Genomic DNA, 15,198 nt, shown 5'->3' with positions numbered 1-15,198 from the left:
AGCGCTCCCGGCCCCGTCGTACGTGCTGTCGTTACTGCTTGAGCATGTTGTCCAGCAGCAGGGCACAGCGGATCAGCCCGAGGTGGCTGTACGCCTGCGGGTGGTTGCCCAGGCCGCGCTCGGCGAGCGGGTCGTACTGCTCGGGGAGCAGGCCGGTCGGGCCGGCGGTCAGCACCATCTGCGCGAACAGCTCCTCCGCGTCGGTGCGGCGGCCGGTGCGCAGGTACGCCTCGATCAGCCACGCCGTGCAGATGTGGAAGCCGCCCTCGCGGCCGGGCAGGCCGTCGTCCCAGTGGTACCGGTAGACGACCGGGCCGCTGCGCAGGTCCGCCTCGATCTTCAGGACCGTGGACAGGAAGCGCGGGTCGTCACCCGGGAGCAGGCCGGAGAGGCCGATCCAGAGCGACGAGGCGTCCATGTCCTCGTCCCCGTACGCGACGCTGTACGCCTCGACGTCGTCGTGCCAGCCGTGCTCCAGCACGTTCGCGCCGATCCGGTCGCGCAGGTCCGTCCACTCGGGCCGGTCTTCGCCGCCGTGCTGACGCATCACGTGCAGCGCCCGGTCGACGGTCATCCAGCACATCACCTTCGAGAAGACGTGGTGCCGGGGTGGCAGCCGCGCCTCCCAGATGCCGTGGTCGGGCTCGTGCCAGCGGCGGCGGACCGCCTCGACCATGTTCTCCAGGACCCGCCACTCGTCGTCGCGGACCGAGCCGCGCGCGTCGGCGACGGCCGCGATCAGGTCGGCGATGGGGCCGAACACGTCGAGCTGGAGCTGGTGGTTGGCGAGGTTGCCGACCCGGACCGGCCGGGAGCCGGCGTACCCGGGCAGCGTGTCGATGACCGCCTCGGCGCCCAGCTCGTACCCGTCGATGGTGTAGAGCGGGTGCAGCCGCTCCGGGTGGCCGCCGGTGCGCTCGATGCAGCCGTCCACCCAGCGCAGGAACGCCTCGGCCTCGTCGATGGAGCCGAGGTCGACGAGCGCGCGGGCGGTCAGCGCGGCGTCGCGCAGCCAGCAGTAGCGGTAGTCCCAGTTGCGGACGCCGCCCAGCTCCTCCGGCAGGGAGGTGGTGGCCGCGGCGAGGATCGAGCCGGTCGTCTCGTGGCAGAGCCCGCGCAGGGTGAGGGCGCTGCGCGCGACCAGGTCACGGGAGGTGGACGGCAGCCGCAGCGAGGCCACCCAGTCCTTCCACGGCTGCTCGGCAGCGGCCTGCCGCTCGTGGATCGGCACCCGGTGGTGCTCCAGGCTGTGCGTGCCGAAGCGCAGCTCCAGCACGACCTGCCCACCAGCGGCGGAGAGGTCGACGACCGCCTTGGCGGTCTCGTACCCACCGTCGTTGTTGACCTGCCACTCGACCCCGGGGGAGTAGAGGGCGACCGGTTCGTTCGAGCCGAGCACCAGCAGGCCGTCGCCGACGGGCTGCAACTGCACGGCCACCTGGCCGAACTCGGGGCGCGGCGCGAACTCCACCCGGACCCGCCCGTTGCCGCTGAGGACCCGGACGAGGGTCGAGTCGCCGGTGACCACGGCGGGACCGTCGGGCGTCGTCTCGCGGGCCGGCTTGTCCAGCCAGTCGGTGACGGTGAGCCCGGACCACCGGGTCTCGACGGTCATCGTGCCGGAGCGGTAGCGCTGGCCCAGCGGGATGCCGCCGCGCTCCGGGGCGATGCTGAAGTGACCGGCCGGGCTGCCGCCGACCAGGTCGGCGAAGATCGCCGCCGAGTCCGGCTTGGGGTGGCAGAGCCAGCTCACCTTCGCCTCGGGGGTGAGCAGGGCGACGGTACGACCGTTGGCCAGCATCGAGTGCCGCTCGATGGGCACCGCCCGCTCGCCGAACAGCCAGTGCCGGCGGGTCTCCAGCAGCAGCCCGAGCGCGCGGGCGGCCTCGATGGGCTCGGCCACCCGGAAGTTGGCCTTGGTGTCGCCTGGGCCGATCTTGATACCGAGGTCCGGCCCATGCAGGTTGCCGAAGGCGTTCTCATCGGTGACGTCGTCGCCGATGAAGAGCACCGCGCTCGCCGAGAGCTGGGTCCGTAGCTGGTCGACGGCCGTGCCCTTGTGGGTGGCCACCACGGACAGCTCGATGACCTCCTTGCCCTGCGTCACGGTGACGCCGTCGAAGGCGGCCGGGCCGTTGCGGACGGCCTCGATGGCGGCGGCGGCGACCTGCGGGTCGACGCCCCGGGTGTGCACCGCGACGCTGGCCGGCTTGCGTTCGAGCCGGATGCCCGGGTGTTCGGCGGCGATCTCGCGCAGCGCGTTGCGCACCTGGGTGCGGACCGCGACCAGCTCGGGGGAGAGGCGCTCGACGAAGCCGATGTCGAATTCGGAGCCGTGACTGCCGACGAGGTGTACCTCGCTGGGCAGCCGGGAGAGCGCGGCCAGGTCGCGCAGGGCGCGACCGGAGACCACGGCCACGCTCGTCTGCGGCAGCGCCGCGAGCGCGCGGATCGCGGCCACCGACTCGGGCAGCGGTACGGCGGTGCTGGGATCCTCGACGATCGGCGCGAGTGTGCCGTCGTAGTCACAGGCGATCAGGAGCTGCGGAACCCGGGCGATCCGGCCGATGGCGGATCGCAGTTCGGGGTCCATCACCCCGGTGGCGATCGCCGTTCCGTCGTTGACGGCCGTGTTCACGCGGCCTCCGCCTCGGAAACTCCCAGTTCGGAGAGGAAAGACTTGGCCCAGTGCCCCACGTCGTGGGTACGCAGGTGACGTTGCATTGTCCGCATCCGGCGGCGTGCCTCGGTTTTCTCCACGTGCACGGCCCGGAGCAGGGCGTCCTTCACCGCGTCCGGGTCGTGCGGGTTACATAGGAATGCCTGGCGCAGCTCCGTTGCGGCGCCAGCGAACTCGCTGAGCACGAGCGCACCGCCCTGGTCGGCACGGGATGCGACGTACTCCTTGGCCACGAGATTCATGCCGTCTCGCAGCGGGGTCACCATCATCACGTCCGCAGCAACGTACATCGCGGCCAGTTCACTGCGACTGTACGACTGATGGAGGTAATGCACGGCCGGCACGCCGACTCGGCCGAATTCGCCATTAATCCGACCAACTTCGCGCTCCACCTTGACCCGAAGTGCCTGGTAGTGCTCGACGCGCTCGCGACTCGGCGTGGCCACCTGCACCATAACGGCGTCCGGAACTGTCAACTTTCCGTCAGCAAGCAACTCGCGGAACGCCTTCAGGCGCAACTCGATGCCCTTGGTGTAGTCGAGCCGGTCCACGCCCAGGATTATCGTCTTCGGGTCGCCCAGTTCGGCGCGGATCTGCTTGGCCCGCGCCTGGATCGCCGGGTCGGCCGCCATCCGCTCCATCTCCTGCGTGTCGATGGAGATGGGGAAGGCGCCCGCCTTCACCTGCCGACCGTCGACCTGGATCATCTGACCCTCGTACCGGAGCCCGAGCAGGTGCCGGGCCAGCCGGACGAAGTTCTGCGCGGCCAACCGCTGCTGGAAGCCCACCAGGTCCGCGCCGAGCAGACCGCGCAGCAGCTCGGTACGGAACGGCATCTGCATGAACAGCTCGATCGGCGGGAACGGGATGTGCAGGAAGAAGCCGATCCGCAGGTCGGGGCGCAGCTCGCGGAGCATGGCCGGCACCAGTTGGAGCTGGTAGTCCTGCACCCAGACCGTCGCGCCCTCGGCCGCGACGTCGGCTGCGGCCTCCGCGAACCGGGCGTTGACCAGCCGGTACGCCTCACGCCAGCGACGCTTGTACGCCGGTGTCTCCACCGCGTCGTGATAGAGCGGCCAGATCGTCGCGTTGGACTGGCCCTCGTAGTAGCGCTCCAACTCCTCTGCGCTCAACGGGACCGGGTGCAGCCGGATGCCCTCCAGGTCGAACGGCTCGGGAGCGGCACCGGTGCCGCCGGCCCAGCCCACCCAGGTGCCCTGGTGCTCGGCGAGTACGGGATGCAACGCGGTGACGAGCCCGCCGGGGCTGCGTCGCCACTGCCGGCCCTCGGGTGTGCTCACCTCGTCGACCGGCAGACGGTTCGCCACTACGACAAAGGAGCTACGGACGGTCACGATCGGCCACCTCCGGGTACTGACGGGTCCACCGCGATGAGCGTACTGAGCGTAGCTGCGGTGTCTGGGCCCCCGTGCCGGAGTCTCCTACCCGCCCAGTGTGCGGTGAATCCTGAAGGTGATCTTGTCGACAGCCCGACGGTCAGAGGTCGACGCGCTCGCCGGCGTACTCCTGGGGCGGGGTGATGTGGGCGAAGCGCGTCGTACCTGTCAGGATTGACGATGGCGTGCGCGCGGCCGGCTCCCGGCCGGCGGCGGCGGGCGGAGGTCTCAGCTCGCGCCGCGCCGCCCACTCAGGCGACAGCAAACCGACGGAGGTAGCCCGCACCGTGGCCCAGTACATCTACGTCCTGGAAAAGGCGCGCAAGGCGCACGGCGACAAGGTCGTGCTCGACAACGTCACGTTGAGCTTCCTGCCGGGGGCCAAGATCGGTGTGCTCGGCCCCAACGGCGCCGGTAAGTCCAGCCTCCTCAAGATCATGGCAGGGCTGGACAAGCCGAGCAACGGCGAGGCCCGGCTCATGCCCGGCTACACCGTCGGCATGCTCGCCCAGGAGCCCCCGCTCAACGAGGCCAAGACCGTGCTCGGCAACGTCGAGGAGGCGGTCGCCGAGACCAAGGCCAAGCTGGAGCGGTTCAACAAGATCGCCGAGCAGATGGCGACCGACTACTCCGACGAGCTGATGGAGGAGATGGGCAAGCTCCAGGAAGAGCTTGATCACCTCGACGCCTGGGACGTCGACTCCAAGCTCGAACTGGCCATGGACGCGCTGCGCTGCCCGCCGCCGGACGCCGACGTGACCCAGCTCTCCGGTGGTGAGCGCCGCCGGGTCGCGCTCTGCAAGCTGCTGCTGGAGGCGCCCGACCTGCTGCTGCTGGACGAGCCCACCAACCACCTGGACGCGGAGAGCGTCTCCTGGCTGGAGCAGCACCTGGCGAAGTACGCCGGCACCGTCATGGCGATCACGCACGACCGGTACTTCCTGGACAACGTGGCCAACTGGATCCTTGAGCTGGACCGTGGCCGGACGTACCCGTACGAGGGCAACTACTCCACCTACCTGGAGAAGAAGGCCGCCCGGCTGGCCGTCGAGGGCCGCCGCGACGCCAAGATGAAGAAGCGCCTCACCGAGGAGTTGGAGTGGGTCCGCTCCAACGCCAAGGCCCGGCAGACCAAGTCCAAGGCCCGCCTGGACCGGTACGACGAGATGGCCACCGAGGCGGAGAAGACCCGCAAGCTGGACTTCGAAGAGATCCAGATCCCGCCGGGCCCGCGCCTGGGCAGCACCGTGATCGAGGCGCAGAACCTCAGCAAGGGCTTCGGTGACCGGCTGCTGATCGACAACCTGTCGTTCTCGCTGCCGCGCAACGGCATCGTCGGCATCATCGGCCCCAACGGCGTCGGCAAGACCACGCTGTTCAAGACCATCGTCGGGCTGGAGGAGCCGACCGCCGGCTCGGTGCGCGTCGGCGAGACGGTCTCGCTGTCGTACGTCGACCAGAACCGCGAGGGCCTCAACGGCGACAAGACCGTCTGGGAGGTCGTCTCCGACGGGCTGGACTACCTGATGGTGGGCAAGGTCGAGATGCCGTCGCGGGCGTACATCGCGGCGTTCGGCTTCAAGGGGCCGGATCAGCAGAAGCCGACGAAGGTGCTCTCCGGCGGTGAGCGCAACCGGCTCAACCTGGCGCTGACCCTCAAGATCGGCGGCAACGTCATCCTGCTCGACGAGCCGACGAACGACCTGGACGTGGAGACGCTGTCCAGCCTGGAGAACGCCCTGCTGGAGTTCCCCGGCTGCGCCGTGGTCATCTCTCACGACCGGATGTTCCTGGACCGGGTCGCCACGCACATCCTGGCCTGGGAGGGCGACGACCAGGACCCGTCCAGGTGGTTCTGGTTCGAGGGCAACTTCGAGGCGTACGAGAAGAACAAGATCGACCGCCTCGGCGCGGAGGCCGCCCGACCGCACCGGGTGACCTACCGCAAGCTGACCCGTGACTGACCGGTTCGTCTACCACTGCACGCTGCGCTGGTCCGACCTGGACGCGTACGGACACGTCAACAACTCGCGCTTCCTCACGCTGTACGAGGAGGCGCGGGTGGCGTTGATGTTCGCCGGCGGCCGGGCCTGGGGAGTGGGCTCGTTCGCCGACGGGGTGGTGATCCGCCGGCACGAGGTCGACTACCTGCGCCCGGTCGACTACGCGCTCGGACGGGCCACCGCGGAGTCCGCGCCCACGGTCCGCATCGAGCTGTGGGTGGAGGAGATCAGGGCGTCCCGGTTCACCGTCGCCTACGAGCTGTACGACGGTGAGGTGCTGGCCAGTCGCGCCCGCTCGGTGCTGGTGCCGTTCGACCTGACGCGTCAGGTGCCCCGGCGGATCACCGTCGAGGAGCGGGACTTCCTGCTGACGTACGCCCCGCAGGGCGGCGGATCGTGACGCGGCCGGAACGGGTGGCGTCGTCGGCGTCCAGCCACGGCCTGGCCGGCGTGGCCGACGCGGGCGCCTTCCTGGCCCGGCTGGTCCGGCTGGACCCGGCGGCGCCGGTGCGGCTGCGGCCGGCCGGCGCTTCCGGGCGGGTCGTCCTGTGGGCCCGGCTGCCGTGGCAGGTGCTGGTCGCCTCCACGGTGGCCGGCGACGCCGCCGGGGACGTCACCGTGGGCGCGGCCGACCTGCTGGCCGAGCTGGGACGCGGCGGTACCGCGTTGCCGGAGCGCCGGGACGCGCAGTGGCGCTGGCCCCTGCCGCCGGCGCGCAGCGAGCCGGTCGAGGTGCTGCCCGGCGTCGAGGTGCGCCGGATCGCGGCCGCGGCGGCGGGCACCCTGCGTACGGCGAGCGCCGAGGGGTGGCGGGCCGCGCGGTGGGTCAGCGGGTCCTGCGCGACGCGCTGCTCGACCACGTGGCGGTGGTGGTCACGCCGGACGATCCGCCGGGCCCGCCGGTCGAGGTGCCGCAGCGACTGGTGCAGGGACTGGTCCGGATGGGCTTCCTCGGCGCGGTCGACGAGCCGGCCGTCCCTGCGGCGCGCGCCGCGGTGCGGGTAAGGGTCGCCGGCCGTTGGGTGGGCCTGGTGGGACCGTACGGAGCGGCCTGGTTGCAGAAGGCCACCGATCTCGCCGTGACTCCGCTCACTACTCGTCCGAACGGATGACCCCCCTTCATTCTTCTGGGCCGGTGGGGTCGTTGGGGGGGTGCTTCAACCCGGCTGTCCGGGTACCGTCCATCCTCGGATCCAACGCACCGTAGGCGGCTGGATCCGCTGGGGAGTGAGGTGCGACGAGCGATGCCGTGGTGGTCATGGCGCCCCGGTCCCGCCGACGGCGGTGATCCGGAAACCCGAAGCGGGATCACAGTGGAGAGCGCGGTCCGGGTCGGGCCGCCGAGTCCTCGCCAGCCGGGGGACGACTGCCCGGGCAGCGACCGACCCGTACTGGCCGAAATGGCGGCCAGCATCGAGCCGGTGAGCCTGCGCCGGGTCTGTGACGCACTCGACCTGCTCGACGTGCGTTACCTGGCCGACGGTGACGGCAACCTGCTGGCCATGTGGGAGCGCCACGCCGTGCTGGTGACCCTTGAGGGTCCGGAGGACGAGATCCTGGTGATGCGGGCCCGCCCGCACGCCACGGTCCCGCCCGACTGGGCCGACCGGGCCTACCGGGTGGTCAACGAGTGGAACCACACCCGCCGCTTCTGCAAGGCGTACATCGGTGATCCGACCGAGCGCGGCCAGCTACCGATCTACGCCGAGCTGCAGGTCCCCCTCGGCGCCGGTACGCACGACGCGCTGCTGGTCGAGATGCTCGACTGCGGCGCGGCCGTGGCCACCAGCTTCGTGGACTGGCTGCACGACGAGGGCGCGCTGCTCTGAGACGGGCCGCGGCCCGGGTGCCCGGTGCGCGCGCCGTCAGGCGCGCTCGGCCGGGTCCTCCATGGCGTTGACCATGAAGTACGCGGCCCGCTCCAGGTAGTCCCAGAGGGCGACGGCGAGCTGCGGTTCCAGGTCGAGCCGGTCCACCGCCTGGCGCATGTGCCGCAGCCAGGCGTCCCGCTCGGCCACCCCGATCCGGAACGGGGCGTGCCGCATCCGCAGCCGTGGGTGACCGCGCTGCGCGGAGTACGTGTTCGGCCCACCCCAGTACTGCATCAGGAACAGGGTCAACCGGTCGGCCGCCGGGCCCAGGTCCTCCTCCGGGTACATCGGTCGCAGCAGCGGATCGCTGGCGACGCCGACGTAGAACTCGTCCACCAGCCGGCGGAAGGTGGGTTCGCCGCCGACCGCTTCGAAGAGCGTCATCGACGCGTCGGGACGGTCGGATTCACCTGCGGGGTTCACCATTCCATCCTGCCAGGTGCGTCGGCCGTGGACCCGACCCGGAGGCCGTGCGTCGGCTCACCCCGTGGATCACGTGACCGCGTGCCGACGGTGGCCTCCGGCTGCCCGGGGGTCGGTGAGCCCCGTCGTCCCGCTGACGGCGACGTCGCCCGCCGCGCGGGCCTGCGCGACGTTGGCGGCCGTGGCTGCCGCCACCGCCTCCTCCATCGTCTGCCGGCTCGGCCAGCGCAGGGTGGCGACAGTCATCAGCAGCACTCCGGCGGCGCTCCAGAGGCCGACCACCACCGGGATGGGGAACCGTTCGGCGAGCAACCCGGTAACCAGCACGGCGATCCCCTGGATGACCTGCACACCGGTGGCCATCACGCCGAACGCGCGAGCCCGGAACCCGGCCGGCAGGGCCCGGACGAACAGCCCGTTGGCCATCGGGAGCATGCCGGCGACCGCGAATCCACACAGGGCGGCCAGCAGCGCCACCACCAGCGGTGGCGGATCGAAGAGCGCGGGCACCAGCGCCAGCGGGGCGAGCACCGCGAGCGGGCGCATCATGGCCAACCGGCGGGCCGGGCCGCACAACCGGCTCACCAGCAGCCCGCCGAGGATGAAGCCCACCGGACTGGCGACCATGATGACGGCCTGCGCGGTACCGGCGGCCATGCCGCTCCTGGCATCGTCGTTGGCCCAGGCGGCGGCCAGCCCTTCCGGGACGATCGAGAAGAGCATCGCGCTGAACACCAGCACCGCGATGGCCCGCAACACCGGCGTACGGAAGACGATCCCGAAGCCCTCGGCGGTCTCCCGCAGCAGGTGGCCCCGGTGGGCGGTGGCTATCGCGGCGGCGTGATTCCGGACGCCGAAGCGCAGCAGCAGCGCCGAGACGCCGAAGGTCGCGGCGTTGAACAGCAGCGCGACGGTCGGGTCGATCGAGGCGACGGCGGCGCCGAACAGGTACCCGACGACCTGTGCGGCCTGCCCGATACTGCCGTTCAGCGACAGTCCGACCACCAGGCGGTCTCCGGTGAGGATCTGCGGCATCAGCGCCGACTTCGCCGCCTGGCTGGGCGGGTTGGCCAGCGTGGTGGTGAAGAGGAGCACCAGCACCACCGGGACCGGCAGACCAGGGAGGGCGATGAGCACCATCAGCACCATCCGGATGACGTCACACGCCACCATCACCCGCCGGTACGGGTGCCGCTCGGCCAGCGCGGCGAGCAGCGGACCACCGAGCAGCCACGGCAGGTAGCTCACCGCGAACGCGGCGGCGGAGAGCGCGACGGACCTGGTCTGCTGGTAGACGAGGAGGGTCACGGCGGCCCTGGCGACGTAGTCACCGACCCAGGACAGCGACCCGGCGGTGAAGACAGCCCGGAACTCACGTTGGGCAAACACTTCGCGAAAAGTGGCCGGACCTTCCGCGGAAGGTCGCTCGTCGGGCACCGTCGCCTCCATCGGCCCCCGGGCACGGCTGCTTGTGGCCGCCGGGCCGGGAACACTCGTCAGATCTGTCGGATCAGCGAGGATGTGACCGCGCTCCAGCGGGAACGCGTGCTTCGGGATTCTGCCCGATCGTCCGACGACTAGCTAGGGTGAACGGATCGTTCGTCGCATCCCCGACTGAACGAACGGACGATACTCCAGGGGCCGGCTGGACCGCGACCCCTGGATTGCCGGCCATTCTCACCGGGTCAGGTGGCGCCGCCCTGACCGGTCTCACCGTCCGGCAAGGGCCGGCTCGGCACGCCGGGATAGCTGCGGGCAGCGGCGATCTGCGCGGTGATGCCCGAGTTCTCCAGCGCCTCCGCCAACCTGCGCCGCAGTTCCCGGCCCACCGCGAACTGGCCGTCGGCAGTCGTCTTGACCACCGTTCGGATCACGGCGCCCTCCACCGTCATCTGCTCGACGCCCAGCACCTCCGGCGCCTCCACGATCTCCGGCGACAGGTCCGGGTCCACCGCCACCGACGCGGCGGCCGTCCGCAGCACCGCGTTGGCCTCCTCCGTGCCGCTGAAGCCGATCGGCAGGTCCACCACCACCAGCGCCCAGCCCTGGCTCTTGTTGCCGACCCGGATGATCTCGCCGTTGCGGATGTACCACAGCACGCCACGTCCGTCCCGGACCGTGGTGACGCGCAGCCCGACCGACTCCACGACGCCCGACGCCTCGCCGAGGTCGACGTTGTCGCCCACGCCGTACTGGTCCTCGATGAGCATGAAGAGACCGGCGATCAGGTCCTTGACCAGGCTCTGCGCGCCGAAGCCCAGTGCGACGCCGGCGATGCCGGCGCTGGCCAGCAGCGGCGCCAGGTCGAAGCTGAACTCGCGCAGGATCATCAACAGCGCGATGCCGAAGACGAACGCCGTGGTCAGGCTGCGCAGCACCGAGCCGATCGCCTCGGCCCGCTGCCGCCGCCGCTCCGGCACGAACTCGGTCGGGTCGACCGCCGCGGTCGGCACCCGCTCGCGCAGCGGCCGCAGCATCGTCGGCACCGCGCCGTCGGTGGTCGTCCGGACCAGCCGGTTGATCGTCCGGTGCAGCGCCCAGCGCGCCACCATCGCCAGCGCCAGGATCAGCAGGACCCGCAGTGGCTTGAGCAGGATCCAGTAGCTGCCCTCGGCGAACCACGCCGAGCGGGTGATCCCGTAGATCCATTCGCAGGAGGTGCTGCCCTGACAGTTCACCGACACGACGTCGGGCAGGGCAAGGGGCGTCACGCTGGCGGCACTCACCCTGTCTTCGTACCGCAACACCTCGGACCGGTCGCCGCCGACCCACCAGCCGGGTGAGATGCGCCGGAGCGCCGGGTCGGACCGGGGCGAACCGGCCATCGTGACAGGTGCGGAAAAGAGCTTCACATCCGACCCCGGATTAGTACGTGCAATCCGGGGTCCGATCAGGGACTATTGGCGCAACGGACGTCGGTGATCGAACGGGCGTCGACGGTGCGGGCCCTCGTGCCCAACTCCGGTCGGCGGCAGGTTCGCAGCAGCCGCTGAACCGGGAGGGTGATCGCGATGCCTGACATACGACCCGCGGTGGGCTCCGGCGCGCTGGTTCTCAACGCCACCTACGAGCCGCTGTGTGTCGTGTCGGTGCGTCGCGCCGCGATCCTCGTCCTCTCCTCCAAGGCCGTCTGCGTCGCCGACGGCGACGGCATCCTGCACAGCGCCCGGGACGCGCTGCCGGTGCCATCGGTCGTGCGGCTGACCCGCTTCGTCCGGGTGCCCTACCGCACCCACGTCGGGCTGTCCCGCCGGGCGATCTTCGCCCGGGACGGTTGGCGGTGCGCCTACTGCCGGGGCCCGGCCGAGACCATCGACCACGTCTTCCCGCGCAGCCGGGGCGGCCGGCACGCATGGGAGAACGTGGTCGCCGCGTGCGCGCGGTGCAACCACACCAAGGGCGACAAGACTCCGGCCGAGCTGGGTTGGCGGCTGCACGCCCTGCCGGCCGCGCCGAAGGGCACCGCGTGGCGGGTCCTCGGGCACCGCGCTCCGGACCCGCGCTGGGCCGACTGGCTCGACCTGCGCGAGCCCGAAGCAGCGGCCTGACCCGTACCCGTGCGGGCCCGGCTGCACCCGCGGGCCCCGCCGTGCAGGACGGCAGGCCGGCGTCGGGCTCAGTCCCGCTGGCCGGCGGCCCGGCGCGTCGCGCGCTCGTGCCGGTCGACCGCCCGCCGGTGCGCGATGGCGAGAAGCCGGTCGACCTCGGGCAGCATCTGCGGACCCGGCATCACGATGCTGGCGAAGCCGTACAGCGCGTAGCCCGGGTGCGGCGTGAGAGTGTCCAGCCGGGCGTAGTCGAAGTCCTCCCGGTGCTCCTCGAAGGCAGCCGGCGCGAAGCCGAACGCCTTTTCGAACTCGGCCCGGCCCAGCTCCAGGTTGAGGCGGAAGACGCCGGGGCGGTCGAGCTGCCCGGCCTCGTCGAAGCCGGGCACGTCGTGCTCGACGATGGTGGCGAACGGTTGGCGGCGGTCCGGCCCGACGTGGAAGAAGCGATCGCCCCACGCGGCCTCCGGTGATCCGTTCTCCGCGCCCGCCACCACCTGTTCGACGCCGGGCAGCGCGCCGATCCGCTCGGCGAGCACGGCCGCGTCGACGCCGGTCGGGATATGCAGCACCGCCTCGGCGTTGTCGATGGTCGCCTGGTCCAGCGGGAAGTAGCGGTAGTCGTGCGTCCTGCGCTCGGCCGGCTCGATGTCGGCCGTCGGGACGTACCCGGGGAGGTCGCCCAGACGCTGGAGCCGACCCTCGTAGGTCGACGCGGCGGGCGCGTCGATGCCGAGCGCGGGGCTCGCGCCGAGGGCGCCGACCACCACCGCGTACCGCTCGCCCAGCAGCGCTCCGACGATCGCGCCAGCGCCGGCCCACGACACCGTCGCGCCACCGATCGTCATGGTGGCCGGATGGCGTCGCAGGTGCGTGTTGTGCGCGAAGACCAGCGTCGGTCCCCGGTCGGCCTCGACCGCCCGGATCGCGAGCAGGTTCTCGGCCATCAGCGCGTCCCGGACCCCGGCCAGGCGCGCGAACCGTTCCTCCGGCGCGAGGTCGGTCGCCGCGGCGGCGTGGTACCGCAGCAACGCGACCGCGGACATGGCGTGCACGTGGGCCTCCCGCCAGCCCGCGGGCCGGCGGTGCGCCTGGAGAAACAGCTCGGTCAGCAGGTCGTCGGCGAGGACCCGCAGCCGGTGGGCGTCCGTCGAGCGTCCGACGGACCGGCCCGGCTCCCACACCGCGGCCGTGTCGCTCCACCGGGCCTCGTCCCCGACCAGGTCGTCGATCTCCGCCGACCGGTCCAGGCCGAGAAAGTCGCAGACGAACGTCAGGTGCCGGCGCGGGCTCGGGGCGCCCTCGATCTCCAGCGGCGCGTCGAAACCGTGGAACCGCAGGCGCTGCGCGGCGGGTCGTCCGGCGTTCCACTCCCGCATCCGCAGCAGCAGGTCACGGTTGGCCGGGGCGGCGCCGAAGCCGTGACTGAACCCCTCGGCGAGCGCGCGGTCGAGCGGCACGGGCCCGCCGTCCACGAACTCGTCGGCGAGCAGCCCGGCGGCCCGGTCGCTCTCCAGGGCGATGGAGCGGTAACCGTGCTCGGCCAGCGTCAGGAAGGTGTCGTTGCGGATCTGGAGGAAGGCGGATTCACCGTGCGTCGGCTCGCCGATCGCGAGCAGGGTCGGTGAGCCGGCGAGCAGGTCGAGAACAGTGGTCATTGCATCGACCGTATCGTTGAACCAGCGGTTGAGACTTCAGAGCAGGAGAGCACGGTGGTCACCCCAAAACCCTCAAACCCAGGGGTACGCCGGCCGGTCGACCTCGCCCGGCGGCACGGGCTGTCGGCGCAGGCCGTCCGCAACTACGAACGCGACGGTGTGCTGCCGCCGGCCGAGCGCACCGTCAGCGGGTACCGTCGGTTCACCGAGACGCACGCCCGGGCACTTGACGCCTACCTCGCCCTCGTCGCGGGCCACGGTCACGCGGCCGGCGGTGACATCATGCGCGCCGTCAACCGGGGCGAGCTCGACACCGCGTTGCGGGCGATCGATGACGGCCACGGCCTGCTGCGACGCGACCGGGAGACCCTGGACGCGGTCGAGGTGGCGGTCGGCACGCTCACCGCCACGAAGCCCGCGCCGCAGACCCGGCGGGCCGTACCGATCAGCGTGCTCGCGCACCGGCTCGGCGTACGACCGGCGACGCTGCGCAAGTGGGAGTCGGCCGGAATCCTGCGACCGGAGCGCGACCGGGCCACCCGCCACCGCGTCTACTCGCCCGACGACGTCCGGGACGCCGAACTCGCGCACCTGCTGCGCCGGGGCGGGTACCGGCTGAGCCACATCGCCGACGTGCTGCGTCGCGTACGGGACGCCGGCGGCGCCGAACCACTGGCCGCGTCACTGACCCAGTGGCGCGGACGACTCACCGAGCGCGGCCGGGCCATGCTCACCGGGGCCGCCCGGCTCGCCGCGTACCTCGACGACGGCGCGGGAGGTCACCCGCCACGTGCCTCGACCAGCGAGGCGAAGACCACCAGGTTGTCCGAGTAGCCGGTCTCACCGCCCACCCACCGGCCGCCGCAGGTGATCAGTCGCAGGCTGGGACGGCTGAAGTCGCCGTACACCTCGTCCACCGGTAGCCGTTCCTTGCTGAACCGCTCCACCGAATCCACCTCGAAGACCGCCACCCGCCCGTCGGCGCGGGTGATGTCGACCCGGTCGCCGGAGCGCAGTTCCCGTAGCCGGTGGAAGACGGCCGGCCCGGTGGTCGTGTCCACGTGCCCGACGATCACCGCCGGCCCGTACTGCCCCGGGGTGGGGCCCTGGTCGTACCAGCCGGCCTCCTGCGCGCGGGCCACGTCGGGCACGGCGATGGTGCCGTCCGGGGCGATGCCCACGTCGTGCAGCGGCGCCCGCAGGTCGATCGTGTCGATGGCGAGGGCGGTCGGTGGGCTGGCCGGCAGCACCGGGAACTTCTTCGGCGGAGGCCGCAGGCCCGCGCTGATCCGGTCCGGCAGCAGACTCACCCCGGTCACCCGTTCGACGCCGAGCATCGCCACGATCAGCACCATCAGCGTGGCGATGACCAGGACCGGCACCCCCGGACCGGTACCGCCCAGCCGACGCCGGGCCAACGGTGACCCGCCGGGACGGCGCGGCGGCAGCGGCCGCGCGTCCGGGTCGGTGGTGGCGACACTGGCGGAGACCGCCTGCCCGGCGACCCGCCGCAGCCGGCCCGAGGCCCGGGCCACCAGCCGGCCGGCGGCGCGCAGCGTCCTCGCGGCCCGGACGCGGGCCGTGCGGTCCGACCGCGCGGAGCGGGCAGGGCCATCCGGCC

The 15,198-nt window shown here is 71.8% G+C and carries 12 protein-coding genes and 1 pseudogene; 6 read left to right on the top strand and 7 right to left on the bottom strand.

The window, feature by feature from the left end; genetic code table 11:
• Positions 1-31 precede the first annotated feature (31 nt).
• Together otsB and ACQP03_RS27820 are read right to left on the bottom strand one after the other, a co-directional pair.
• Positions 32-2,593 carry a trehalose-phosphatase gene (gene otsB, locus ACQP03_RS27825; RefSeq protein WP_357133688.1) on the bottom strand — a complete coding sequence of 854 codons (2,562 nt, stop codon included), beginning with the start codon at positions 2,591-2,593 and terminating at the stop codon, positions 32-34.
• 41 nt (positions 2,594-2,634) lie between these two features.
• Positions 2,635-4,035, bottom strand: coding sequence for an alpha,alpha-trehalose-phosphate synthase (UDP-forming) (locus tag ACQP03_RS27820; RefSeq protein ID WP_355052272.1), 1,401 nt, complete (start codon positions 4,033-4,035; stop codon positions 2,635-2,637).
• A gap of 329 nt (positions 4,036-4,364) precedes the next feature.
• On the opposite strand from ACQP03_RS27820, the gene ettA reads away from it, so the two are divergent.
• From ettA to ACQP03_RS27800, 4 genes and pseudogenes are all read left to right on the top strand, one after another.
• On the top strand, positions 4,365-6,041 hold the full coding sequence (gene ettA, locus ACQP03_RS27815; protein WP_357133610.1) for an energy-dependent translational throttle protein EttA: 1,677 nt from the start codon (positions 4,365-4,367) through the stop codon (positions 6,039-6,041).
• Positions 6,034-6,480 (top strand): acyl-CoA thioesterase, encoded by a 447-nt coding sequence (locus ACQP03_RS27810; protein WP_357395260.1) that lies wholly within the window; start codon positions 6,034-6,036, stop codon positions 6,478-6,480. Before ettA ends, ACQP03_RS27810 begins: the two co-directional genes overlap by 8 nt.
• Positions 6,477-7,192, top strand: a pseudogene (locus tag ACQP03_RS27805) (hypothetical protein). The gene ACQP03_RS27810 and the pseudogene ACQP03_RS27805 overlap by 4 nt, the downstream one beginning before the upstream one ends.
• A 132-nt stretch (positions 7,193-7,324) precedes the next feature.
• The gene (locus ACQP03_RS27800; RefSeq protein ID WP_357133604.1) at positions 7,325-7,909 is read left to right on the top strand and encodes a YbjN domain-containing protein; all 585 of its coding nucleotides are present in this window, start codon (positions 7,325-7,327) and stop codon (positions 7,907-7,909) included.
• Between the two features lie 36 nt (positions 7,910-7,945).
• Here ACQP03_RS27800 and ACQP03_RS27795 read toward each other — a convergent pair whose 3' ends face one another.
• The 3 genes from ACQP03_RS27795 to ACQP03_RS27785 all read right to left on the bottom strand — a co-directional run bounded on the left by ACQP03_RS27795 (position 7,946) and on the right by ACQP03_RS27785 (position 11,118).
• On the bottom strand, positions 7,946-8,377 hold the full coding sequence (locus tag ACQP03_RS27795; RefSeq protein WP_357133602.1) for a globin: 432 nt from the start codon (positions 8,375-8,377) through the stop codon (positions 7,946-7,948).
• A gap of 66 nt (positions 8,378-8,443) precedes the next feature.
• Positions 8,444-9,823, bottom strand: coding sequence for an MFS transporter (locus tag ACQP03_RS27790; RefSeq protein ID WP_357133600.1), 1,380 nt, complete (start codon positions 9,821-9,823; stop codon positions 8,444-8,446).
• 236 nt (positions 9,824-10,059) lie between these two features.
• Positions 10,060-11,118, bottom strand: a complete 1,059-nt coding sequence (locus ACQP03_RS27785) for a mechanosensitive ion channel family protein (RefSeq protein WP_396833077.1) — start codon at positions 11,116-11,118, stop codon at positions 10,060-10,062.
• A 267-nt stretch (positions 11,119-11,385) separates the two neighbouring features.
• Between ACQP03_RS27785 and ACQP03_RS27780 the strand changes: the two genes are divergently transcribed.
• The gene (locus tag ACQP03_RS27780; RefSeq protein ID WP_357133596.1) at positions 11,386-11,922 is read left to right on the top strand and encodes an HNH endonuclease; all 537 of its coding nucleotides are present in this window, start codon (positions 11,386-11,388) and stop codon (positions 11,920-11,922) included.
• A gap of 68 nt (positions 11,923-11,990) precedes the next feature.
• On the opposite strand, the gene ACQP03_RS27775 is transcribed toward ACQP03_RS27780, so the two are convergent.
• Positions 11,991-13,577, bottom strand: coding sequence for a DUF6194 family protein (locus ACQP03_RS27775; RefSeq protein WP_433459025.1), 1,587 nt, complete (start codon positions 13,575-13,577; stop codon positions 11,991-11,993).
• Positions 13,578-13,631: 54 nt separating this feature from the next.
• Here ACQP03_RS27775 and ACQP03_RS27770 point away from each other — a divergent pair, with 54 nt between their 5' ends.
• Entirely contained in the window at positions 13,632-14,411 is a 780-nt protein-coding gene (locus tag ACQP03_RS27770) for a TioE family transcriptional regulator (protein WP_357133592.1), read from the top strand.
• Here the strand turns inward: ACQP03_RS27770 and ACQP03_RS27765 are convergent.
• Positions 14,357-15,133: a class F sortase gene (locus ACQP03_RS27765; RefSeq protein ID WP_396833078.1), complete on the bottom strand. Its 777-nt coding sequence runs from the start codon at positions 15,131-15,133 to the stop codon at positions 14,357-14,359. The two genes, ACQP03_RS27770 and ACQP03_RS27765, sit on opposite strands and share 55 nt — an antisense overlap.
• Between the last annotated feature and the right edge of the window lie 65 nt (positions 15,134-15,198).

The sequence above is a fragment of the Micromonospora sp. CA-248212 genome (assembly GCF_050948405.1).
Taxonomy (GTDB): Bacteria; Actinomycetota; Actinomycetes; order Mycobacteriales; family Micromonosporaceae; genus Micromonospora.
Note: the sequence above shows the minus strand (reverse complement) of the source record. Positions and strands in the feature narration are given on the sequence as shown.